We start from the raw sequence: 23,182 nt of genomic DNA, 5'->3' as shown, positions 1-23,182 counted from the left end.
ATGGTAGAAGGAAGGTAGAGATATGATAGACGCGCTAAAGATGATGAATATCACCAAGACGTTTGGTTCTTTTCAAGCACTAAAGGGAGTGAGCTTTTCAATAAAAAAAGGAGAAGTTCATGCACTACTAGGCGCAAACGGCGCAGGAAAAAGTACGCTTATGAAGATTTTGTCAGGAGCCTATGATACTTATGATGGAATTATTGAAAAAAATGAGCAGACTATTTCCATTCGTTCGCCAAAGAATGCCAAGCATTATGGCTTACAAATGGTGCATCAAGAGGTAGATGTAGCTCTTATTCCAACGTTATCGGTAGCAGAAAACATTATGCTGAACTCACAGGTAGCGAAAAAAGGGTTTGCCCTCATGAAGTGGAAGCACACATATGAACAAGCAAAAGCTGCTCTTCTCCGTCTTGGATCAAGCGTTGACGTCAAAAAAGAAGTTGGAGAGCTTAGCCTATCAGAGAAGCAGCAAGTACTTCTAGCAAGAGCCATTGCTCAAGACGTGGAGTATCTTATTTTAGATGAACCGACTGCTCCGTTAAGTGTAGAAGAAACGAAACGTTTGTTTGAAGTGATTCGTAAGTTAAAAGAACAAGGTGTAGGAATTATTTATATTTCACACCGTCTGCAGGAAGTGTTCGATATCGCAGATCGTGTGACAGTATTACGAGATGGCGAGCATATTATCACAACAGATACTCATAAAACGAGCATTGATGATGTCATCTCTCATATGCTCGGAAAAACGTTTGAAGGGGAATTTCCGAAAGAAGATGTATCCATTGGATCACCATTAATGAAGGTGGAGAACTTATCGTGGGCTACGAAAGTATCAAATGTCTCCTTTCATGTCAACGAAGGTGAAATCGTTGGAATTGCAGGGCTAGTTGGGGCTGGTAAAACAGAGCTATGTCGAAGTTTATTTGGCCTTCAATCAGGTGTTACCGGACATATTCATGTTCGAGATAAGCAATTAAAAGTAAATAAAGAACCATACTATTACATTCGTCATGGCATCTCTCTCGTTCCTGAAGAACGGAGAAAAGAAGGAATTCTTGTAGAAGAATCCATTACATCGAACTTAACTTTACCAAGCTTATCTCAATTTACGAAACTCTCCTTTTTATTAAAAGAAAAAGAGAAAGCGCAAGCATTAAGAACGGTTCAAGAAGTAGGGGTAAAATCGTCTTCGATTAAACAACAAGTCGGAACGTTAAGTGGAGGCAATCAGCAAAAGGTTGCCATTGGTAAATGGCTCGTGAAAGATGCCGATGTGTATTTATTTGATGAACCGACAAAAGGTGTAGACGTTGGTTCAAAGCGAGATATTTTTGACCTAGTAAAAGGACTGGTAAAACAAGGGAAAGGTGTTGTGTATGCAACGTGTGAGTTTAATGAACTCTTAGGCATTGCCGATCGCATTTATGTGATCTATAACGGAGAGTTTGTCAAAGAGCTGTCACGTGCTGAAGCGACACACGAACAGTTATTTTATTATGCTGCAGGAGGAACAGAAAAGTGAGTACGGAATTAAATGAGATAAAGCAGAGTAAACAGACGAGTCAATCGACAGGAAGTATATTTGATTTTCTTTATAAATATGGCACGGTCTTAACAATCGTAGCGGTGATGGTTATCTTTTCTCTTTTATCACCGAACTTTCTAACGGCTGCCAATATTAGTGATATTTTACGTTCGATTTCGATTGTGACACTCATTGCAATTGGTGTAACCATTTCTTTAACGGTAAACGGATTAGATCTTTCTGTCGGTTCAACAGCGGGATTGGCCACGATTTTATCTGCCTCTATGCTAGTGTTACATCGGCAAGAACTTTTTATTGCATTACTCGTTCCCATCTTAGCAGCCGTTTTGATTGGGCTTGTGAATGCTTTTTTAGTCGTAAAAGTAAAAATTCCAGATATTTTAGCAACACTTTCCATGATGTTCATCGTACAAGGGATTTTATTAACGTATACAAAAGGTTCAGCTATTTATGCCAACATGCCGCTTGCAGCAGGAGAGCGAGCACCTGGTATTTTTATTCCTTCTTTTTTGCATATCGGCCAAGGTGAGCTGTTTGGCATTCCGATGCCTGTTATTATCATGCTACTAGCTGTTTTACTTGTTCACCTTCTCTTTACGTATACAAAGTTTGGTCGCTTCTTTTATGTGACAGGCGGAAATATTGAGGCGGCTCGTCTATCGGGTGTACCGGTTCATCGCTATCGTATTTACGCTTATATGCTTTCAGGACTGTTTGCAGGAATTGGAGGAATTGTCTTAGCTGCTCGTATTGGAGTTGGTGAAGTCAATGCAGGAGCACCGTTTCTAATGGACGCTGTAGCGGCTGCGTACATCGGTTTTTCAGTATTTGGAGCAGGAAAGCCAAATGTCATTGGAACGTTATTTGGCTCCATTTTAATTGGAGTATTGTTAAATGGATTAACGATGTTAAATGTTCCATATTATACACAAGATATCATTAAGGGAGCTGTATTAGCGGGAGCACTAGCCCTAACCTACTATCGCAGTAGAATGATTTAGACAATAAGTGGATAGCATCCTTCATCTAGGTAAACCTTTGAGGGAAGATGCACTAGCGAAAAAGCGTTCATGTTGGACGCTTTTTTGTTTATGAATGGGCGGAAAAAGGAAAGGGAAAGATATCGAAAATAGTGTAAAAGAGGGGATTGTATGGATAAAGTAGTAATCATTGGTGGAGTAGCCGCTGGAATGAGCGCTGCGTCACAGTTGCGTCGTCTAAATGAAGAAGTTGAAATTGTCGTATTTGAAAAAGGAAAACATGTATCGTATGGAGCATGCGGCTTACCTTACTATATATCAGGTATTATACAAGATGAAGAAGAACTCATTGCGCGAACGAAAGAAGAATTTCAAAAGCGCCGTATTGACATTCACACTCTACATGAAGTGGTGGAAGTTAATGAGACAAAAAAAGAGGTTGTAGTTGTCGATCATCAAGCATCTACACAAAAACGCGTGTCTTACGATAAATTGGTCATCGCTACAGGAACGTCACCGATTCGTCCACCTTTTATGAAAGATGACATGGAGAATGTGTTTACGTTAAAAGATATCGAAGATGGCGTGCGGATTCGTCAGTTTGTCAATAACGAGAAAGTAAAGCATGTAACCATTATCGGAGGCGGATATATTGGACTAGAGCTTGCAGAATCAATGCTTGAGCTTGGGAAAAGCGTACGTGTCATTGAATTAAATGAGCAAATTCTACCTCCTTTTGATGCCGACATGGCTGAAATTGTTGAAGAAGGATTGAAGGGGCGAATTGCGTTTCATTTAAACGAGGAAGTAAAAGAGTTAGAAGGTGATGCTCACGTAAGGACTGTTCGCACGAATAAAGGGGCCTATGAGACCGACGCTGTCATTGTAAACGTAGGAGTCAAGCCGAACACCGATTTTCTAAAAGAAACGTCGATTAAGATGAATGAAAAAGGCGCGATTCATGTTAATAACCGAATGGAAACGAGTGTGAAGGATATCTATGCAGCGGGTGATTGTGCAACTAGTTATCACCTTGTTTTAAATGAACCTGTGCATATCGCATTAGGGACCATTGCAAATAAGCAAGGACGAATTCTTGGGTATAATTTAGGGAATGAGAAAAAAGAATTTCCTGGTGTGGTTGGAACGAGCGTCGTAAAAATTGCTGAGTTTGAAGTAGCAAAAACAGGTATTAGCGAGAAGGAAGCAAAGCAATATAAGCTTTCATATAAAACCGTTACAGAACAAGCAAATAGCCATGCTTCTTATTATCCGAACGTTGAAAAAATAACCATTAAACTCGTGTATGATGCAAACACAAACGTTTTATTAGGAGCACAAATGATTGGAAAAACAGGGGTAGCGAAACGAATTGATGTGTTCGCAACAGCGATTACAATGAAACTAACAGGAGAACAAGTCTCCATGCTCGATCTTAGTTATGCTCCTCCATTTGCATCTGTGTGGGATGCGGTACAAAGAGCCGCGCAAAAAGCAACATAAAAGCAGGTAGAAATTTGTCAGATAAGTCAACAGATTTTGTCGAACGCACATTTGTCCATTTGCTGGATAAATCTTGATGTATTAATACTTTTTAAACAATTCCATTACAAAACGTTAAAAAAGTGATTAAAAAAATTGTCTATTATTGCGAGTCTATTTACATATTTAGTAGAATTTGTAATAATGCGTTAGGGGGATAATTTATAAAAGTTAAGGGAGGACTCAGCGTTGCGAATCCAAGGTCAACGTGAGGCGAACGTAGAAGCCTTACTTGTTGAAATTGTCATGAAAAGACAACAAATGATGGAGATTGCAGAACAGACTGGTTTTACAAGTTGCGAGACAATCCAATGTAGTCAAGAGTTAGATGGACTTTTAAATAGATATCAAAAACAATTACTAGAACATCAAGAAAAGCAATCGTTGTTTTCATTTTTAGGAAGCAAATTTGCTTTGCAAAAATCTTGAAAAAATTAGGACAAGATCTCAACAGGTGTAGAAGGATGATACATGTGCTACTTAGATAAATTCCCTGCTATTGAACTTAATTATGTTACTAGACAATATAAGCAGGGAATTCTATTAAAAGATTTGAATGAGAAAAATCATGAATAATAATCCTAAAATAAAGGAATATGTAGCAAAACGTTCATTCCCATCCCCATGACTTTCAGGAATGAGCTCTTTGTAAATAATAAATAGCATAGATCCTGCTGCAAAAGCTAGTCCATAAGAGACAAGGGAGCTAATATACGCTGTTAAATAAAACCCAAGAAGAGATGTCACAATCTCTACAGTTCCCGTTAAGGTAGCAATGACAAACGCTTTAAGCTTACTAATCTTTTGTTGAACTAAAAAGAGTGCGACCAATAAACCTTCAGGTGCATTTTGCAGCCCAATTGCAAGTGCAATTAAATTCCCCGTGTTTTCTACATCAGAGGCATAGCTCACTCCAACAGATAGTCCTTCAGGTAAATTATGAAGGGTAATAGCAGCAACAATGAGCAATGCCTTTTCATCAAATTCAATTCCCGTTTTCGAATGTTTTAAGTCAATATGTGGAATGTTTTGTTCCAGCAATGTCAATGTGACAACACCAAGCATAAGCCCAATTGCTAAAGGAAAAAATCCCCCCGTTTGCAAAGCTTCAGGAATTAAACTCATCGTCGCAGCTGCGGTCATGATACCAGCTGTTAAAGCTAATAAAACATCTCTCCATCGGTGTGTTAGCATGTTGTGTAAAAATAAAATGGGCAAAGCACCGAGTCCCGTAGAGAGTGCGGATAAAACACTTCCTATTAGTACATCTTTCATGTTCAATCTCCTTCAACGCAAATAATCAGTCGTTTTCATTATATAGTTATTTTGACATGTGAGAAAGTAAAAAGCCTAGATGAATCACTCTCTATAAACGTATCAAATTAACGGCTTTTATATACATGAAAAGTAAAAAACGCGTAGAAAAGCTCGTTATCTGACCAAAAATGTCAAAAATACTAGGTGAAATATCGCTTAATTAAGAAAAATTAGGTATTATAGGAATAATCATACTTTAAATTACCGTTATGTAGATAAGTAGAGTAATGTAGTCTTTAATCATTTGTGTAACTAGGATGTGAGTTAGTATGGGAAAGGCAAGGAAGAGAGAGCGTATATCCTGGTTTCAAAAGAACAGCCAGCAAGATGCAAGTGTGTATCAAATACTATTTGAAGAGTATCCGCAACCTACTATGTTTATCACGAATAGCGGACAGGTTATGAAGGCAAACATGCTTGCTCGTTCTTTATTTCATATAAAGTCAGATCAAGATAGCGATGACCAAATGACGGAGCTTATCCATAACGAGGAGCAAGAGATGTTTCAGTCATTTCTTTCTAAAGTGAATCATTATGGACAAAGTGTATTTGATGGCACGATGCAATCAAAAAAAGCAGAGATGTTCACTGTGACCATGGTTGGCAAACAATTAACGGATGATACCATTGCTCTTACCGTTCAGCTAAGACAAAAAAATGACCTCGACGCTCTTTTATATGTCGATTCACTTACTCAACTACCGAATCGCTTGTTTGTTGAAGAAAAGTTAAAAGGCGTAACAACGGGAAATCAAGCATTGTTTCTACTTAATATTGAGTATTTTCGTTTTGTGAATGAAAACATGGAATACGATGTTCGAGAGCTACTTTTGAAGAATGTTGCGATAAGATTACAGTCGTATATAGGTAATGAAGGGTTAGTCGCTTGCATGAATGATGACGATTTTGCTATTTTATTGCCGCACTATTCCAATGTGGAGGAGGTTTATGAACTAGCAGAAAGATTACTCTCGCTCTTTCATGAACCAATTTGTATTCATACGTATGAATATTATTTACCAGTATATATAGGAATTAGTCTGTCCAGCTCGACTATTCATCCAACAAAGCTCATTGAACAAGCCCGTTTTGCTTTATATATGTCAAAAAAGAAAGGTCAAAATCATTATGAAATGTATGATAAATCTTTCTCTCAAAGCTCATATCGCTCGCTATTGTTGCAAATGGGTTTGCGAAAGGCATTAGAGCAAAATGAATTTTATATCGTTTATCAGCCAATTGTAGAAGCAAAAACAGAATCAACCATAGGAGCAGAAGTGCTCTTGCGATGGAATCATCCAGAGGTTGGTATTGTTTCCCCTGCTGAGTTCATTCACCTTTTAGAAGAAGATGGTCTCATTGCCGAGGTGACCTATTGGGTACTAGATCGTGTTTGTCGACAATTAAAGCAATGGGAAGAACAGGGGATAGAAGGCTTAAAGATGTCGATTAATTTTGCGCCTCAACACTTTTTAGAAACCAACATGTTAGAGCGTGTGAGTGAGATTGTGACAGGTCATGGGGTGAACCCGAGGCAAATTCAAATTGAGATTGTCGAAAGTTCGTTTCTAGAAAATGAATCTGTTATTTGTCATTACCTAAATGAATTCAGTAAACGAGGCTTCTTCATTGCTATTGATGATTTTGGCGTTGGATATTCTTCTCTAAGCTATTTAAGAAGGTTTACTGTTCATACGATTAAAATTGATAAAACGTTCATTCGAGAATCTCTTCATAATAAGGTGGATTTTGAAATTATAAAAGGATTGATTCAAGTGGCCAGACGATTGAACATCCAAGTGATAGCTGAGGGTATTGAAACGAATGAACAAAGATTAATTCTTAACTCATTAGATTGTCATTTTCTACAAGGCTTCTATTTTAGTAAACCTTTGCATTATGAAGAGTTTGAAGATTATATGAAAAATAAGGCGAAAAAAGTTCAGTTACCGAACAAGCGGAAATATCATCGTTTATCATTTCCGGCACCGGTAGAAGCTTTTGTTACAATTAAAGAGTATAACAATCAGCCTGTATCGGTTGGGCAAAGCCTGATTTTACTTGAAAACATTAGTGGAGGAGGATTAGTTTTTATATCAACAATCCAAATTCCAACACAAGCAGACTTCCTGTTGGCCTTTACAATCAACTTTTTAGGTGAGTATATGGTGTTACAAGGTACAATTGTCTGGAGTAGAGAAGTAGGAGAAGGGTTAAATCGATATGGCGTTCAATTTGTAGCTGAAGAAGAAGGCTCTTCACAGGTATTGTCATTCATAAATCAATTAGAGATTCATGTGAAAAAAGGTGCTGAACGAACACAGCTCCCTTACATTTATGATTCACCAAGTGAATACTTTAAAAAAAGAAACGAACAGATTAGTTAATCATAAAAAAAGAGACACGATAAGGAAAGTAGTAATCCTAATCGTGTCTCTTTTTTCTTATTCATCTAGGTAGAGCTCTTTTACTTGATGCGCTATCACATCAATCTTATTTGATACTTGAGGGATGCCATATCCAATAAATAAAGGCGATGTAGCAAATCGCGGTAAAATCTTCGCGATGATTTTACCCTCAAAATAGTAGAAAAACAAATTATAGCTTGTGCAGCTGCGATGAAAATGATTTAACACATAGTGAGCAGAGACTTGAATATAATGAGCAAATTCACGCAATTGTTCTTCAGGATTATCCATCATAATATTAAACTCAAAAAAGCCCACTCTAGGCTCTGAGGATAAATTGAACAATACACCGTTTTTCTCTTCAATTGTTACGCCTTCAAACATCGTACGATTGACTGCTTCATGATAATCAATATGCTTTAATCCAATAATCTGCATGTGAGGGTGCCTTAATGATCCACCTGACATAGGGCCATGATTTTTATAAAAGATAACGGACTGATAGTCTCCGCTATTGATCACCTCAAACCAGTGGCGAATACCAAATGATAATAATTTGTATAAGTGGTCTTCCTCATATAGTGATAGTTCAGAAGAGCACTCATTTGTTTCAATAATGACCGTTTGGTACGTATCTTGTAAAACTGGATATTTGTTTTCTAACCAAATAATAGATCCATCTTGATCAAGAATGTTTGTTAACGATTGAACATCACAAAAGGGACAGGGATTTTGACGATTGATAATGGTTTCAGGCTTTTTAGAACCGATAGACGAATTAAAAATAAGATGCGAATTGTTCATAGAGCTCACCTTTTATCAAGTAGTTTAAGTTTCTCTATTATCTCAAAGTTAGCCGAAAAAGAAAAGAAATAGAGCTAGTATAAGTGAGAGTGAGATAAAGGAAGACAAACCTCTACTTCTGTACCTACATCTACTTCACTTTTGATGTGAATGGTTCCGTCATACATTTCAATGATTCTCTTACAAACAACAAGTCCCAATCCTGTTCCTTCGGATTTCATCGTGAAAAACGGATGAAAAATCTTTGCTAGCCTCTCAGGTGGAATACCAATCCCAGTGTCAATGACCTTCATCATACAAGTATGATCTTTTTTGGTTAAAACAATGGTGAGGATACCTCCTGATTCCATTGAACCAAGTGCATTCTTAGTTAGGTTTAAAAGCACTTGTTTAATTTGATTTTTATCACAATGAATAGGAAGCTTTTCTTTATCGATATTCGTTAATAACGTTATTTGATGAAGATTTGCTTCTGACTCAACGATAGGTATAACTTCATGTACAATCGACTGAAGATCATAGTCCTTTCGGTTTTCTGCTGTTGGCTTACCGAGCACTAAGAATTCACTTGCAATTTGATTAATGCGATCAATTTCTGTTTGAATGATAGAGAAGTAAAATTGATCTTCTTCTTTTGTGTATTTTTCACTTAGTAAACTAACTAATCCCTTAATGCCAGTTAGTGGATTTCGAATCTCGTGAGCTGTACTGGCAGCTAGTGTTCCAATAAGCTCTAGCTTTTGACTTTCATTTTGAGCATGCTCTTTGGCAGCTTGTCTTTTTACAAGTAAGAGCTTAACGATTAAAAATAAAATATTGGTTACCACAAACGATGAAAGAAGCGCAATCAGGAATAACCCAAAAATATCTTTACGTGGAATCGAAGTGGCAGACACAGCTACTGTCCATGGCACACTTTCTAATTGTGTACGAACAAAAATATCGGCTGTATGGGCGCTATCATTAGCTTGAAACACTAACAATTGATTACGGTCATATACATCGACTTTTGTATCAGGTGTTAATTCAGCCATAAGACTTTCAATGTAATTTAACCGTAAGCTTGCAAGTAAGATGGCTTTAATATTTTTATTTTCATCTAAAATAGGTGTAGCAATGGTTACAATGTATCTACCTGTTAAGCGTCCAAAATAAGCGTTTGAAATAACGGTTGTTTTCGTTGTGAGCACACGCTGAAAATACTGGCGGTCAAATACATTCACTTGCTTAGGCAAGCGGTGTGAGCCAAATAGCATGTTTCCTTTTACATCTACGTAGTAAAGCCCCGATAAGCGTAAATCTTTTTGATGGGTGCTACTTAAAATCCTTTCAATCTCTGTATAAGAAGATTTTTGTGGATTAGCCATTAAGGCAATTGTTTCAATACTAGTTGTTGTTTCACCGATAAATCGGTCTAGTTGATTTTTATGAAAGAGCGCTGTCGTTTCAGCATGATCAGTAATATCTTCTTTTAGCTGGTAATAACGAATTTGCACAAATAGTAGACTTATAATAATGGAAGGAATGATAACAATTAATAAATAAAGTTGGATGTTATGCCATTTTGAGTTTGTGAAAAAAGAACTAAACATGCACGTGTTAACCGCTCCTTGCAACATAATCTGCCATTATTATATCATAAAGTGATCCAATCAATAACATGTATCAGAGTATTAGAAACCTGGCGCTCTTAGTAGGGTGAAAAAGGAGAGAATTGACAGCGGCTAGTCTTTTTAGTAAAATTGTCTTGATATCGAGATAAAGGAACTGATGACGATGAGTAAGGAAGTTTCAAGAGAACAATTAGATCAATCGTTAAAATTATTTATTGTGTTATCACGAGCACATCGTGCCATTAACGATCACGTTCATAAGCTAATTCAACAGCATGAGATGAACCCGACAGAGTTTGCCGTACTAGAGCTGTTATATCATAAAGGAAAACAGCCTCTTCAACAGATTGGTGGTAAAATCTTATTAGCAAGTGGTAGCATCACATATGTGATTGATAAGCTAGAGAAAAAAGAATTTTTAGCACGTGTTGCATGCCCAAATGATCGACGAGTGACATATGCAGAAATAACGGACAAAGGAAAAGACATGATTGAGAGTATGTTTCCAAGTCATGAAAGACGAATTCATGACATTTTATCTGTACTAGAAGAAGATGAAAAAGAAACAGCTATTGCCTTATTAAAAAAACTTGGCCATCATGCAAATGAATACATTCCGAAAGACTAATGGCAGTATTTGACACAGTATGTGTCGAATGCTGCTATTTTTTTGATGCTAAGGCAGGAAATGAAAGCTAACATAAAGAATAAATAAACGATATAAGTACATATAAAAGGTGGTTAGTATATGCAATTTCAAGATTTTGAATACAAAAGACCAAACATAGAAGAAATCAAATTAGCATTTGAACACACATTAGTGGCTTTTAAAGAAGCTGAAACAGTCGAAGCACAAAGTAAAGCAATTGATAACATTAATCAAATTCGCGCTGACTTTGGAACAATGTCAACCATTTGCTCAATTCGTCACTCTATTGATACAGAAGACGAATTTTACAAAGCAGAGCAAGATTATATGGACGAAATAGAGCCAATTTTTGAAGGATTTATTCATCAATATTACACAGCGCTTGTGTCATCACCGTTTCGTCAACAGTTAGAAGAAAAGTGGGGACAGCAGCTTTTTGCATTAGCAGAGGCACAGTTAAAAACATACTCACCTGAAATTGTTGAAGACTTGCAATTAGAAAACAAACTTTCTTCTGATTATACGAAATTAGTGGCATCTGCCAAAATTGTATTCGAAGGAGAAGAGCGTACGCTTGCACAATTAGAGCCGTTTATGCAATCAACGGATCGAAACATGCGTAAAAAGTCAGCAGAAGCACGCTTTCAATTCTTTGCCGATCATGAAGAAGCGTTTGATCAAATCTATGATGATCTTGTTCAAGTAAGAACGAAGATTGCGAAGAAGCTAGGCTACAAAAATTTCGTTGAACTAGGCTATGCACGTATGACTCGTACAGATTATAACGCTGAAATGGTTCAAAATTTTAGAAACCAAGTGTTAGATTTCATCGTTCCGCTTGCTAAAAAATTAAAAGAAAGACAGCAAGGTCGCATTGGAGTAGCGGAATTAAAATATTATGACGATCCGTTTGAATTTAAAACAGGTAATGCAACGCCAAAAGGAAGTCCAGAATGGATTATTGAAAATGGTCGAAAGATGTACGAAGAATTATCACCTGAAACAAACGAGTTCTTCCAGTTTATGATTGATCATAACTTAATGGATCTTGTTGCGAAAAAAGGAAAAGCAAGTGGAGGGTATTGTACATTTATTGAGAATCACCAATCTCCTTATATTTTCTCCAATTTTAATGGGACATCAGGTGATATCGATGTGTTAACACATGAAGCAGGTCATGCGTTTCAAGCATACTCAAGCCGTCATTTAGCTATTCCAGAATATGGATTCCCTACGTATGAAGCAGCTGAAATTCATTCAATGAGTATGGAATATTTCACTTGGCCGTGGATGGAGCTATTCTTTAAAGAAGATACGGAGAAATACAAATTCTCACACCTAAGCTCAGGATTATCGTTCCTACCATATGGTGTATCAGTCGATGAATTTCAACACTTTGTCTATGAAAATCCAGATGCGACACCACGTGAGCGTAAAGCAGCATGGCGTGAAATTGAAAAGAAATATACGCCTTGGAAAGATTATGATGGGAATGAGTATCTTGAAAATGGAGGCTTCTGGCAACGTCAAAGCCACATTTACAACGTACCGTTTTATTACATTGATTACACACTTGCACAAATTTGTGCATTTCAATTTTGGAAGAGAGATCGTGAGAACCATGAGAAAGCATGGAACGATTACTTACATCTATGCAGCCTAGGAGGTAGTCAATCATTTGTTGGTCTCGTAAAAGAAGCCAATTTACTTTCTCCATTTGAAAACGGCTGCGTAGAGTCGGTTGTTGGAGAAATTGAACAGTACCTAAATTCAATTGATGACAAAAAATTGTAATCAATCGATACAACAAGGGGTGGCCAAAATTTGGTCACCCTTTATTGTATCAATTCGTTTTGAAGTAAACTTATAAATATTGTTTTTGTTAAATTAATATGCAAAATCAGTAATTTAGAGAGAGAAAAATGTAGTTATTTTTTTGAAAAATAAAAATAAAATGGACAATGATAATCTGTTTCTGTATCTATTCATTTTATCTATGAAAAAAAGATGAGAAGAAAGCGATTAAAATTTTTAATCGTGAAGATTAATATTGATAAATCAAGGTTTTTTGAGAGTTTTGACTTACGGATAAACAATGAGAAATAGGGAAGAAGCTAACAAAGTAATTGACAATAGTTATGCAACAACCATACGATTTTCAAGGTATTGTATAACAAAAATGTAACACTTTATTGACAATTGTGTTAACCGTTATGTTAATATTGTAATGTAGAAAATTAGTAATCTATGAAGAAGGGGGAATATTTATGAAAAGAAAACGCTATTTTATGCCGGTTGCTCTTATCGTTGGATTAATGATGATTTTAGCAGCGTGTGGCGGCGGTGGTACAAAACAACTTAGCCTTGTGACAGGTGGAACAGGTGGTACATACTATCCATTAGGTGGCGCAATGGCTCAAATTATTTCAGACAACACAGATGCAGAGGCGACGGCTCAATCTTCAGGTGCATCTGCTGAGAACATGGAAACATTAAGCACGGGTGACGCGGATATCGCGTTTACTCAAACCGATATTGCTAGCTATGCAACAGAAGGTAAGTTAATGTTTGAAGGAAATAAAATTGATAACATCCAAGCAATTGGAACGTTATACCCTGAAACAGTGCAAATCGTTACATTAAAGAAGAACGGTATTGCAGCTGTTGAAGATTTAAAAGGGAAAACTGTTTCTGTAGGGGCACCAGGAAGTGGAACATATGCAAATGCAGAGCAAATTTTAGAAATCCATGGTTTAACGATGGACGATATTACGGCACGTAACTTAGACTTCGCGGATTCAACAGAAGGAATTCAAGATGGTAGCATCGACGCAGCATTTGTAACAGCTGGTACGCCAACTGGAGCTGTTGAAAGTTTATCTGCTACACAAGAAGTGGTAATTGTGCCAATCGCAGACGATAAAGTAGACGCATTAATTGAAAAATATCCTTACTACATTAAAGATGCAGTACCAGCTGGAACATACAAGCTAGCTGAAGAGGTTAAAACAGTAGCTGTTCAAGCAATGCTTGCTGTATCAACAGATTTAGAAGAAGAGTTAGTGTATGACATTACAAAAGCTATCTTCGAAAACACAGATAAAATTACACATGCAAAAGGTAAATTAATTACGGCTGAATCAGCAGTTGAAGGTGCTGGAATCCCATTCCACCCAGGTGCTGAGAAGTATTTCAAAGAAAAAGGCTTAGTAGACTAATTGTATAACTGTGAAAGATAGACCAATTGATGTCAATTGGTCTATCTTTCCCTTAATCAAACATGGCTTCATTTTTGAGGAGTCATCTTTCTTATGTAGGGGACTAAAGATGAAAAAGAAGCTTGTTCTTATTGTTGTAGCTGTGATGAGTTTAGCAATATGCTTCGTTCCATTTAAAGAAGCTCTTGTTATTGAACATGAGAATTCTAACAAAGTAATTGGATATGCGTTTATGGAAGGACAAACGAGCTTCCAAATTAAATACACTCATTCGATTCATTTATCAGATGTCATTGAAACGTATGAAATCACGAATCAAAACGAGTTAAAGCAAACAGAATTACAATATGAAGACTTTGCAATTGGGATGCCTTCTGATAGTACAGAAGGTGCTACGTTTGTAGAAGAAGATGGTCGTTATTATTTAAAGGATATGAACCGTGTTTTTCCATTTATTGACTTGCGCATTGGACAAGTTGTCGCGAATCATACGTTACTTTATGAAAATCGAAAGATACCATTTTCATCTTTTGTACAAAAAGGAAACTGGATCAGGATAGATTATAAACATGTCAGTCTATGGGACATTGTCAAAGGAGTGAATGTACTTGGATAAAAAGGATATACAACATGAAACGTTATCAGAAAAAGAGCAACAGGAATTGCTCGCAAAATATGATCCAGAAGCCAACACTCGTAAGTTAACAGGAGTGTTAGGGTGGATTGCATACGGTGGACTGCTTGCCTTTTCATTGTATCAGCTTTATACAGCTGTATTTGGTGTGTTTGCAGCACAAATTCAACGCTCTGTTCATCTAGGTTTTGCGTTAGGACTTATCTTTTTACTATTTCCGGCCTCTAAGAAAAACAAGAAAAAAGGTAAGCTGCAAATCGCTTGGTACGATGGGGTTTTAGCATTATTAGGTATCTTTGTTGGATCTTATTGGCCACTTATGATTGATGAACTCGTTAACAGAGTGGGTCGATTAGAAACGTTAGACTTTATCGTTGGTTCACTAGCCATTTTGCTTGTATTAGAAGCAACAAGACGTGTAGTAGGTCTTCCAATTACCATTATTGCATCTGTCTTTTTGCTGTACGGATTATTTGGTCCATACATGCCAGGGTTTTTAGTGCATCGTGGGTTATCGTTAGAGCGCTTAGTGCAGACGATGTTCTTTACAACAGAAGGTATTTTAGGTACTCCACTTGGCGTATCATCTACATTTATCTTCTTATTCCTCTTGTTTGGTGCATTTCTTGTGAAAACAGGAGTCGGACAATACTTTAATGATTTAGCGGTTGTGATTGCAGGACGTCGTATAGGAGGACCTGCGAAAGTAGCCATTTTCTCAAGTGCTCTTCAAGGTACAATTAGTGGTAGTTCTGTTGCCAACGTTGTAACATCAGGTTCATTTACGATTCCAATGATGAAAAAGCTTGGATATCGTAAAGAGTTTGCTGGTGCAGTAGAAGCAGCAGCTTCAACTGGTGGTCAGTTAATGCCACCTATCATGGGAGCGGCAGCCTTCTTAATGGTAGAGTTTATCGGGAATGGTATTACGTATTGGGATATCGCAAAAGCAGCAACGATTCCCGCGTTGCTATACTTCACAGGAATTTGGATTATGACGCACTTTGAAGCAAAGCGCATTGGATTAACAGGGTTACCTCCTGAAGAAATTCCGAACAAAAAAGAAGTATTGAAGAAAATTTATTTGTTAGTTCCAATTTTAGCAGTTGTTGTGTTATTAATGTCAGGGATGACGGTAACACGAGCAGCGTTGTTAGCCATTGTCATTACAATCGCAGTAAGTGCGATTCGTAAAGAAACACGCATTTCAGTTACAGATTTCTTTGATGCACTTGTCGATGGGGCTCGTACAGCATTGGGTGTAGCAGCTGCAACGGCAGCGGCTGGTTTAATTGTAGGAATCGTAACAAAAACCGGTCTTGGATTAAAGCTTGCCAATGGCTTAGTAGATCTTGCTGGTGGAGTTGAAATCCTTACTTTATTCTTTACAATGATTGCAGCTCTTATTTTAGGGATGGGTTCACCAACGACGGCGAACTATGTTATCACTTCTACAATTGCAGCACCGGCACTTATTTTACTAGGTGCACCAGATTTAGCGGCACATTTATTCGTGTTTTATTTTGGAATCATCGCAGATATCACACCACCAGTTGCACTAGCTGCTTTTGCTGCTTCTGGAGTGTCAGGTGGAGAACCGATTCGAACGGGTGTGCAGTCTGCTAAATTAGCGATTGCAGCTTTTATCATTCCGTATATTTTCGTTTTATCACCAGAGCTTCTAATGATTGATACAACGCCTACACGAACGATGTGGGTTGTGGCAACAGCTTTAGCGGGTATGATTGCTATTGGTGCAGCGATGGTTGGATTCTGGTATCGTAAAATGCATTGGGGAGAGCGTGTTCTTGCGCTTGGAGCAGGATTAATGCTAATCATTCCAGAAGGATTTACGGATATTGCTGGGTTTGGCTTGTTTGTTATCTTATTAGTCGTACAAATCATGACAAAAAATAAAAATCAAGATAAACAAAAGCCAACAGCCGTACAAGCATAAAAAGAAGGGATTCGTTCCCTTCTTTTTTTCGTTTCATGAGAAAAACGATGATTAGAAATACACCATTTTAATAGAGATGACTTCTTTCACTAGTCACATTTTTTTGTTCTTCATCTGAAAAGAAATAAAAACGTTTAATGGATAAAAATGAATGTGTTGTGGATGGTGATTTAGTTGATTCAATCGAAAAATCATCATAGCTTCATAGTCATTCATGTACATCAAATGTCAGCAACCTTCCGTCTTTGGTTTGTTTTCTTACTATTATCATAGTAAAAAGTCAAACCAACGAAATCTGAAGAAAGGATGAACATTTTCTCCTTAATTTGTAAAATAAAACCATCAGTCTTTTGACTGATGGTTTGTTCAATCGTATGTATTAAAGCGATAGGACAGCTGATGGGAGGAATGGAAGACGAATTTCAACCGTTGTTCCTTGCTTTTCTTTACTTTGAATGGTCATAGACCCGTTATGCTGCTTCAAGATATCTTTTGTGATTAAGAGGCCAAGTCCTGTGCCCTCCTCTTTTGTTGTGAAAAAAGGCTTTGTAATATGTTCAAGAATATGAGGGGGAATTCCTTCACCTGAATCTTGAATCTTAATGATTAACTCGTTTTCATAGTGTAACGCTGAAACTGAAATTAAGCCACCATTTGGCATCGCTTCAATAGCGTTTTTAAGCAAGTTAATAAACACTTGCTTTAGTTGATTAGCATCACACATTAACTCTGTATGACGGATGTTCATACGTACGTCAATCATGACGTTTTTTAACGCACATTCCGTTTCGAATAATAAAATAACATCTTCTAGAATTTCTTTAAATAGATGAGGCTTCATGATAACAGGCTGTGGCTTGGCTAGCATTAGAAACTCATTTACAATGCCATCAATTCGCTTAATCTCAGATTTCATAATGGACGTATATGTATGATGTTCGGGACTCTTTTCATCAATAAGTTGAACAAACCCTTGTAAAGATGTAAGTGGATTTCGAATTTCATGTGCAACTCCAGCAGCCATTTCTCCTGCGAGCGATAATTTATCTGTTCTTCGTAAAAATTCTTCCGTTGCTTTTTTATCCGTCATATCACGTGAAATTTCGGAAAGGGCAATAACAGTCCCATCTTTATTATAAATAGGAGAGATCGTAATTTGTACATCAATAAGTTGACCGTCTTTGCGAATATCCTGTGTTTCAAAGCTCATAATGCTTTCGCCGTTTTTGACACGTTCAAATCGTTTAAATGCAGCCTTTTTTAGTGATTCTGGAATAAACGGTATATCAAGTCCAACAATTTCATCTTTTTTCCACCCATAAATACGTTCAAAAGCAGGATTTACGGTAATGATCTTTCCATCCATGCTAAAAACAGAAATGGCATCATTACTATACGTGAAAAATGATTGCAAGTATTCCTGACTGGAGTGAAGCTCTGTTTCTTGCTCCTTCATTCTGATTGTTGCAATATCCCATAATTGTTTCGAGAACTTTGTATAATATAAGATTAAAAGCATTGTGAAAATCGCAAATAAAATAAAGTAAATTAAATCTTGTCTTGTAATATCTGCTTTCATCACATCAAAAGAACGATCATACAAATACCAAAGTAATGAAACAGATAGAACCGTTGATGTGAGAATGAGGCGATAGCTTTGATAAATAAAACTAATAATGATACCTAAAAAGAGAAAGATGTAATTCACAATTTCGGGTTCAATGAGGTTGATATAAGCCATATACACGTAGTAACAACCGATAAAGATATACATTGTCATAAAAGCATTCACTCGAAAAAAAATACAAGCTGATAGGACAATCATCATCATTAGGCCAATAAGAGGGGAGATTGGTGTTGTTTGTGAATCGATAAATTTATATGAAAACGTATGAAAGAAGTAAAAACACCAAAAAGTTTTAAATAAAAGTATATTTCGTTGATGAGTCATAAAGTGTTTTTCCATATAAAATACCTTTCCTATGTTTACCTTGTTTTCTAATTTTTATAGTATCATAAGGCGATAATTATGAATAGATAAAAAGAGTGCGAAGTTTTGCCAAATGAACATCGGTTTCTTTGGAAATGAAAAACCCCTTACCAACAACATCCAAATGCAATGGAATGAGGAGGAAAGGGATGTTATAGGTGAATAAGCTCTTCTGCTTTTTTAACAGTTGGAAACATAATAGAAATAGTGGTGCCTTTACCTTGTTGACTTTGAATGTCGAGGTTTCCTTCATGCGCAGCAATAATTTTATTAGATACCATTAAGCCTAATCCTGTGCCATGGGTCTTAGTTGTAAAAAATGGTTTATGAATGTGCGCTAGAATTTCTTTGGGAACGCCACTTCCTGTATCGGTAATGGTAATCGTAACAGTATCCTTTTCCGAGCTTAGTTTTGTTTGAATAGCTAATCTTCCACCATCTGACATGGATTCAATGGCATTTTTAAATAAATTAATAAATACTTGTTTTAATTGGTTACTATCGCATTGAATGTAGGCGTCTTCGTTACATTCATAGTCGATGGTCACACTTCGTAAGTGACATTCTGTTTCAAATAAAAGAATAATATCACTTAAAATTTGGTTAATGGAACATGAGCTAAATTGATGTGTATGTGGTTTTGCTAGCATCAGAAACTCATTCAGAATACCATCAATTCTTGTAATCTCTGATTTCATAATGGCTGTGTAGGTGGAATTCGCATTCTGTTCCTCTTCAATGAGCTGTATAAAACCTCGTATAGATGTAAGTGGATTTCGAATTTCATGAGCAACACCAGCAGCCATCTCTCCGGCAATTGAGAGCTTATCAGCATCGAGAAGTCGATTATTTAATTGCTTGCGTTCAGTAATGTCACGAGCAATTTCTGAGATAGCCACGACCTCTTTTGCTTCATTATAAAGAGGGGAGACGGTAATTTCTACGTTAATGATGCTTCCATCTTTGCATCGATCTTGCGTCTCATAGCCGATCACACTTTCTCCTTTTAAGATAAGCTCACGAATTTTTGTTTCTAATTCTCTTGATTCTTCTAAAATAACAGGAAATGGCTTACCGATCACTTCATGCTTTTTCCATCCATAGGTTCGTTCAAATGCTTCATTTACTGTAATGACGTTTCCTTGTAGGTCCACAACGGTAATGGCATCATTACTATGAGTAAAGAAAGACTGTAGATACTCTTGTGTAGAATGAAGCTCCATTTTAACTGTACGTTCATTTTGATACACATCTTCCCAAAGTCTATTCGTGTATCGAGCATAAACGAATAGAAAAATAGTTGTAAAAAGTGCGAATAAAGGAAAGAAAATAAAGTCAGATTTATATACTTCTGAAAAAATTTGATCTCCGTCTTGCCAGTAAAAATAAAATAACAAAATAAAGCTTAGTGTACTTGAAACAGAAAGAGATAAGTAATCATGGTATAATGCACAAACAACAATACCAAATAGTAAAAACATATAATTAACGAGATACGGAAATTGAATGAGTAAAGACCACACAACTATATAATAGCTAACAATTAGCAGAATCATAATTACACGAGGAGAAGCTAATTCTAGTCGTATGAACAATCCTGAAAAGATAAGCAAACCAAGTCCGAGAGGGAGCATTGTAATTTCAGTGATGTCATCTACAATTGCGCAAAAAATGACGTCTATTATATATAAGGTCACAAAGGATAAAAATAATAGATAATTTCGCTGTTTAATTAACTGATCTTTTGACATAAAGTGTCACTCCAAAATTGAACGTTCTATGTAAAGTTATACCTTATTTTCCTTCATACGTAAATAAGTACATAATGTGTTTATGCTTCTAAAAGTAGCGTTGCTGACTCATTACTAAAGGTTGTGACAAACCTAAAAGAAGAGAGCGGTCAAATTAATTATAAATTTTGTAAAGGGAATAAAAAGGAAATATTACATTATAAAACACCTGTAAATATTTGGTGATAATCTTGTAAAAATGAGCATTTGTCCTACAGGATTTAATATAATCAGGACAGAGCCACACAAAACAAGGTACATAGTGGCTTACAGATGAGATCTGAAGGGAGAACGTTAAAAATGAACAAAAGTCTATTAGTTAAACTATTTGGATCACTTTTAGCAGTCATGTTAGTAACAGCTTGCAGCGGTCAAACAGAAGATCAAGAAGAAACACCAGAAACTGAGCAACAAGAAGAAATGGAAACGGAAGAAAAGGAAGAAGAGACAACTGAATAAATGGAAAAAAGAAGAGGTGAGTGAGCCTCTTCTTTTTTGTATCTGTAAAAAAACAAGGCGCTATCACAGCGCCTTGTTTTTATGGATGAACAATAATATGGTTATTTTCTACTTTAACATGAAGAGTAGACGGTGTTGTTTCTTCTTCAAGAAGTAGGTCTGTTATACGGTCTTCTAGTTGCTCTTGGATAACGCGGCGTAACGGTCGCGCTCCAAAAGCAGGATGGTAGCCAAGTTCGGCAAGCTTTTCTTTTGCTTCATCTGATACAACAAGTGAAACCTGTTGTTCAGAAAGTGTTTCTTGTAAGTCAACGAGTAATAAATCAACAATCTTCACAAGGTCCTGCTTGTCAAGGTGATTGAATTCAATAATCGCATCAAAACGGTTCAGAAATTCCGGCTTGAAGTAAGATGATAATGAATCAAGAATAGACGCTTGTTTTAGTGCATCGTTGTTTGCTTCAAAGCCAACCGTTATTTTCTTTTCACCAACTCCAGCGTTACTTGTCATAATGATGACTGTATCTTTAAAGCTGACCGTACGACCTTGACTATCTGTTAAACGGCCATCTTCTAAAATTTGCAGAAACATGTGCTGTACGTCTGGATGTGCTTTTTCAATTTCATCTAATAAGATAATTGAATACGGATTACGACGTACCTTTTCTGTTAGTTGACCCGCTTCTTCATGACCAACATAGCCAGGAGGTGAACCAATTAATTTAGATACAGCGTGCTTCTCCATATATTCACTCATATCAAGACGAATCATCGCATCTTTTGAGCCAAATAACTCTTCTGCTAATGTTTTTGTTAACTCTGTTTTACCAACACCTGTAGGTCCAACAAATAAGAAGGAACCAATTGGTCGATGCTTTGCTTTTAAGCCAGCGCGAGAACGGCGAACGGCTTTTGCAACTTTTTGAACGGCTTCTTGTTGACCAATGACTTTTTCTTGTAAGCGATCAGCAAGATGCTTCATTTTTGTTGTTTCATTTGCTTGAAGCTTTCCAACAGGAATGCCTGTTTTCTTCTCGATAATTCGTTCAATGTGTTCAACATCTACCGCTGCTTCATGTTTTGCCTCATCATTTAATTGCTTCTCAAGCTTCATTTCTTCATCACGAAGCTTAGCCGCCATTTCATAATTTTCTTCTTTTAATGCTTCTTCTTTTTGAACTGAAATTTCTTTCAAGCGAGCTTCCACCTCATCTTTATTGGTGACGCCAGCTTGTAAATTCATTTTAGACCCTGCTTCATCTAATAAGTCGATGGCCTTATCTGGTAAGAAGCGGTCTTGAATGTAGCGGTGTGATAAAGTAACGCACGCTTTAATCGCTTCATCTGTAAACGTTACATGATGGTATGCTTCATATTTTGCTTGAATTCCTTTTAAGATTTCAATTGCTTCTTCTACTGTTGGCTCTTGAACCATAACAGGTTGGAAGCGACGCTCTAGCGCTGCATCTTTCTCAATTGCACGATACTCTTTTAGCGTCGTTGCTCCTACAAGTTGTAATTCACCACGAGCAAGTGCTGGTTTTAAAATGTTTCCGGCATCCATTGAGCCTTCAGCTGATCCTGCACCAACAAGTAAATGAATTTCGTCAATAAATAAAATGACATTTTTACGTTGTTGTAGCTCTGCGATGAGCTGCTTCATACGCTCTTCAAATTGACCGCGAATACCTGTGTTTGCAACAAGAGATGCCACATCTAGTAAATATACATCTTTGTTTAATAATTTAGATGGAACATGTCCTTCTGAAATTTTTAACGCTAAGCCCTCAGCAATCGCCGTTTTCCCAACCCCTGGTTCACCAATTAAAACCGGGTTGTTTTTATTACGGCGGTTTAAGATTTCAATCACTCGTTCAATCTCATCATCACGCCCAATAACGGGATCGATCAGGCCTGCTTTTGCGATGTGCGTTAAGTTTCGACCAAACTCATCTAATAATCCGCCTCTACCGTTTGACTGAGAAGGGGCTGCTTGCTTGTTCGAATGTTGCTGTTCATTTGCAAGCTGATGGAAAAACTCATCAATATTCATGAATCCACCTCCAAAGTTAGACGGGATTTTATGTTGGTTCACAATTTCTTGGTAGCATTTATGACATAAACGATATTGTTTCTTTTCATTATTTACATGCATATTTAAATGAATCGTTGCGTTGTGTTGGTTACAGTTTTGACAAATCATTTCTTCTACCTCCTAAAATGATTCTTTAGTCAAAGATTGACTTTGACTATCTTTGACTAATGTGAC

17 protein-coding genes are annotated in these 23,182 nt (G+C 36.8%); 11 read left to right on the top strand and 6 right to left on the bottom strand.

Features of this window, described 5'->3' with window-relative positions; all coding sequences use genetic code 11:
* Positions 1-22: 22 nt before the first annotated feature.
* The 4 genes from JOC83_RS17855 (at position 23) to JOC83_RS17840 (ending at position 4,503) form a co-directional block, all read left to right on the top strand.
* Complete coding sequence (locus JOC83_RS17855; protein ID WP_205188757.1) at positions 23-1,528, top strand: sugar ABC transporter ATP-binding protein; 1,506 nt, start codon at positions 23-25, stop codon at positions 1,526-1,528.
* A 107-nt stretch (positions 1,529-1,635) separates the two neighbouring features.
* On the top strand, positions 1,636-2,553 hold the full coding sequence (locus JOC83_RS17850) for an ABC transporter permease (RefSeq protein WP_205188797.1): 918 nt from the start codon (positions 1,636-1,638) through the stop codon (positions 2,551-2,553).
* 150 nt (positions 2,554-2,703) lie between these two features.
* Complete coding sequence (locus JOC83_RS17845) at positions 2,704-4,035, top strand: CoA-disulfide reductase (RefSeq protein WP_205188756.1); 1,332 nt, start codon at positions 2,704-2,706, stop codon at positions 4,033-4,035.
* A gap of 228 nt (positions 4,036-4,263) precedes the next feature.
* Complete coding sequence (locus JOC83_RS17840) at positions 4,264-4,503, top strand: aspartyl-phosphate phosphatase Spo0E family protein (RefSeq protein WP_239583620.1); 240 nt, start codon at positions 4,264-4,266, stop codon at positions 4,501-4,503.
* Positions 4,504-4,617: 114 nt separating this feature from the next.
* On the opposite strand, the gene JOC83_RS17835 is transcribed toward JOC83_RS17840, so the two are convergent.
* Complete coding sequence (locus JOC83_RS17835) at positions 4,618-5,349, bottom strand: ZIP family metal transporter (protein WP_205188755.1); 732 nt, start codon at positions 5,347-5,349, stop codon at positions 4,618-4,620.
* A gap of 311 nt (positions 5,350-5,660) precedes the next feature.
* On the opposite strand from JOC83_RS17835, the gene JOC83_RS17830 reads away from it, so the two are divergent.
* The gene (locus tag JOC83_RS17830; protein WP_205188754.1) at positions 5,661-7,778 is read left to right on the top strand and encodes an EAL domain-containing protein; all 2,118 of its coding nucleotides are present in this window, start codon (positions 5,661-5,663) and stop codon (positions 7,776-7,778) included.
* A gap of 57 nt (positions 7,779-7,835) precedes the next feature.
* On the opposite strand, the gene JOC83_RS17825 is transcribed toward JOC83_RS17830, so the two are convergent.
* Both JOC83_RS17825 and JOC83_RS17820 read right to left on the bottom strand, forming a co-directional pair.
* Entirely contained in the window at positions 7,836-8,603 is a 768-nt protein-coding gene (locus tag JOC83_RS17825) for a DUF4931 domain-containing protein (RefSeq protein ID WP_205188753.1), read from the bottom strand.
* A gap of 74 nt (positions 8,604-8,677) precedes the next feature.
* Positions 8,678-10,195, bottom strand: a complete 1,518-nt coding sequence (locus JOC83_RS17820) for an ATP-binding protein (protein WP_205188752.1) — start codon at positions 10,193-10,195, stop codon at positions 8,678-8,680.
* A 184-nt stretch (positions 10,196-10,379) separates the two neighbouring features.
* On the opposite strand from JOC83_RS17820, the gene JOC83_RS17815 reads away from it, so the two are divergent.
* The 5 genes from JOC83_RS17815 (at position 10,380) to JOC83_RS17795 (ending at position 16,674) form a co-directional block, all read left to right on the top strand.
* Positions 10,380-10,844, top strand: coding sequence for a MarR family winged helix-turn-helix transcriptional regulator (locus JOC83_RS17815; protein ID WP_205188751.1), 465 nt, complete (start codon positions 10,380-10,382; stop codon positions 10,842-10,844).
* Positions 10,845-10,964: 120 nt separating this feature from the next.
* Positions 10,965-12,659 (top strand): M3 family oligoendopeptidase, encoded by a 1,695-nt coding sequence (locus JOC83_RS17810; protein WP_205188750.1) that lies wholly within the window; start codon positions 10,965-10,967, stop codon positions 12,657-12,659.
* A 473-nt stretch (positions 12,660-13,132) separates the two neighbouring features.
* A complete protein-coding gene (locus JOC83_RS17805) occupies positions 13,133-14,083 on the top strand; it encodes a TAXI family TRAP transporter solute-binding subunit (protein ID WP_205188749.1) in 951 nt (316 codons plus the stop codon).
* A gap of 109 nt (positions 14,084-14,192) precedes the next feature.
* On the top strand, positions 14,193-14,699 hold the full coding sequence (locus JOC83_RS17800; RefSeq protein ID WP_205188748.1) for a DUF1850 domain-containing protein: 507 nt from the start codon (positions 14,193-14,195) through the stop codon (positions 14,697-14,699).
* Positions 14,692-16,674, top strand: coding sequence for a TRAP transporter permease (locus JOC83_RS17795; protein WP_378913122.1), 1,983 nt, complete (start codon positions 14,692-14,694; stop codon positions 16,672-16,674). Before JOC83_RS17800 ends, JOC83_RS17795 begins: the two co-directional genes overlap by 8 nt.
* A gap of 379 nt (positions 16,675-17,053) precedes the next feature.
* Here the strand turns inward: JOC83_RS17795 and JOC83_RS17790 are convergent, their stop codons facing one another.
* Together JOC83_RS17790 and JOC83_RS17785 are read right to left on the bottom strand one after the other, a co-directional pair.
* Positions 17,054-18,454, bottom strand: coding sequence for an ATP-binding protein (locus JOC83_RS17790; protein WP_239583619.1), 1,401 nt, complete (start codon positions 18,452-18,454; stop codon positions 17,054-17,056).
* Between the two features lie 362 nt (positions 18,455-18,816).
* A complete protein-coding gene (locus JOC83_RS17785) occupies positions 18,817-20,415 on the bottom strand; it encodes a PAS domain S-box protein (RefSeq protein ID WP_205188745.1) in 1,599 nt (532 codons plus the stop codon).
* Positions 20,416-20,754: 339 nt separating this feature from the next.
* On the opposite strand from JOC83_RS17785, the gene JOC83_RS17780 reads away from it, so the two are divergent.
* Positions 20,755-20,913 (top strand): hypothetical protein, encoded by a 159-nt coding sequence (locus JOC83_RS17780; protein WP_205188744.1) that lies wholly within the window; start codon positions 20,755-20,757, stop codon positions 20,911-20,913.
* 79 nt (positions 20,914-20,992) lie between these two features.
* Here the strand turns inward: JOC83_RS17780 and JOC83_RS17775 are convergent, their stop codons facing one another.
* Positions 20,993-23,116, bottom strand: coding sequence for an ATP-dependent Clp protease ATP-binding subunit (locus JOC83_RS17775; protein ID WP_205188743.1), 2,124 nt, complete (start codon positions 23,114-23,116; stop codon positions 20,993-20,995).
* Positions 23,117-23,182 lie beyond the last annotated feature (66 nt).

The organism is Priestia iocasae (assembly GCF_016909075.1).
Taxonomy (GTDB): domain Bacteria; phylum Bacillota; class Bacilli; order Bacillales; family Bacillaceae_H; genus Priestia; species Priestia iocasae.
The sequence above is the reverse complement of the archived record's forward strand: the minus strand, read 5'-3'. Positions and strand labels throughout refer to the sequence as shown.

Coding starts and splice junctions, on each gene's coding strand:
- JOC83_RS17830 (WP_205188754.1), top strand. CDS start 5,661: ATGGGAAAGGCAAGGAAGAGAGAGCGTATATCCTGGTTTCAAAAGAAC.
- JOC83_RS17850 (WP_205188797.1), top strand. CDS start 1,636: ATGGTTATCTTTTCTCTTTTATCACCGAACTTTCTAACGGCTGCCAAT.
- JOC83_RS17835 (WP_205188755.1), bottom strand. CDS start 5,349: ATGAAAGATGTACTAATAGGAAGTGTTTTATCCGCACTCTCTACGGGA.
- JOC83_RS17785 (WP_205188745.1), bottom strand. CDS start 20,415: ATGTCAAAAGATCAGTTAATTAAACAGCGAAATTATCTATTATTTTTA.
- JOC83_RS17810 (WP_205188750.1), top strand. CDS start 10,965: ATGCAATTTCAAGATTTTGAATACAAAAGACCAAACATAGAAGAAATC.
- JOC83_RS17855 (WP_205188757.1), top strand. CDS start 23: ATGATAGACGCGCTAAAGATGATGAATATCACCAAGACGTTTGGTTCT.
- JOC83_RS17845 (WP_205188756.1), top strand. CDS start 2,704: ATGGATAAAGTAGTAATCATTGGTGGAGTAGCCGCTGGAATGAGCGCT.
- JOC83_RS17825 (WP_205188753.1), bottom strand. CDS start 8,603: ATGAACAATTCGCATCTTATTTTTAATTCGTCTATCGGTTCTAAAAAG.
- JOC83_RS17790 (WP_239583619.1), bottom strand. CDS start 18,454: ATGACAATGTATATCTTTATCGGTTGTTACTACGTGTATATGGCTTAT.
- JOC83_RS17815 (WP_205188751.1), top strand. CDS start 10,380: ATGAGTAAGGAAGTTTCAAGAGAACAATTAGATCAATCGTTAAAATTA.
- JOC83_RS17820 (WP_205188752.1), bottom strand. CDS start 10,195: ATGTTTAGTTCTTTTTTCACAAACTCAAAATGGCATAACATCCAACTT.
- JOC83_RS17800 (WP_205188748.1), top strand. CDS start 14,193: ATGAAAAAGAAGCTTGTTCTTATTGTTGTAGCTGTGATGAGTTTAGCA.
- JOC83_RS17780 (WP_205188744.1), top strand. CDS start 20,755: ATGAACAAAAGTCTATTAGTTAAACTATTTGGATCACTTTTAGCAGTC.
- JOC83_RS17805 (WP_205188749.1), top strand. CDS start 13,133: ATGAAAAGAAAACGCTATTTTATGCCGGTTGCTCTTATCGTTGGATTA.
- JOC83_RS17775 (WP_205188743.1), bottom strand. CDS start 23,116: ATGATTTGTCAAAACTGTAACCAACACAACGCAACGATTCATTTAAAT.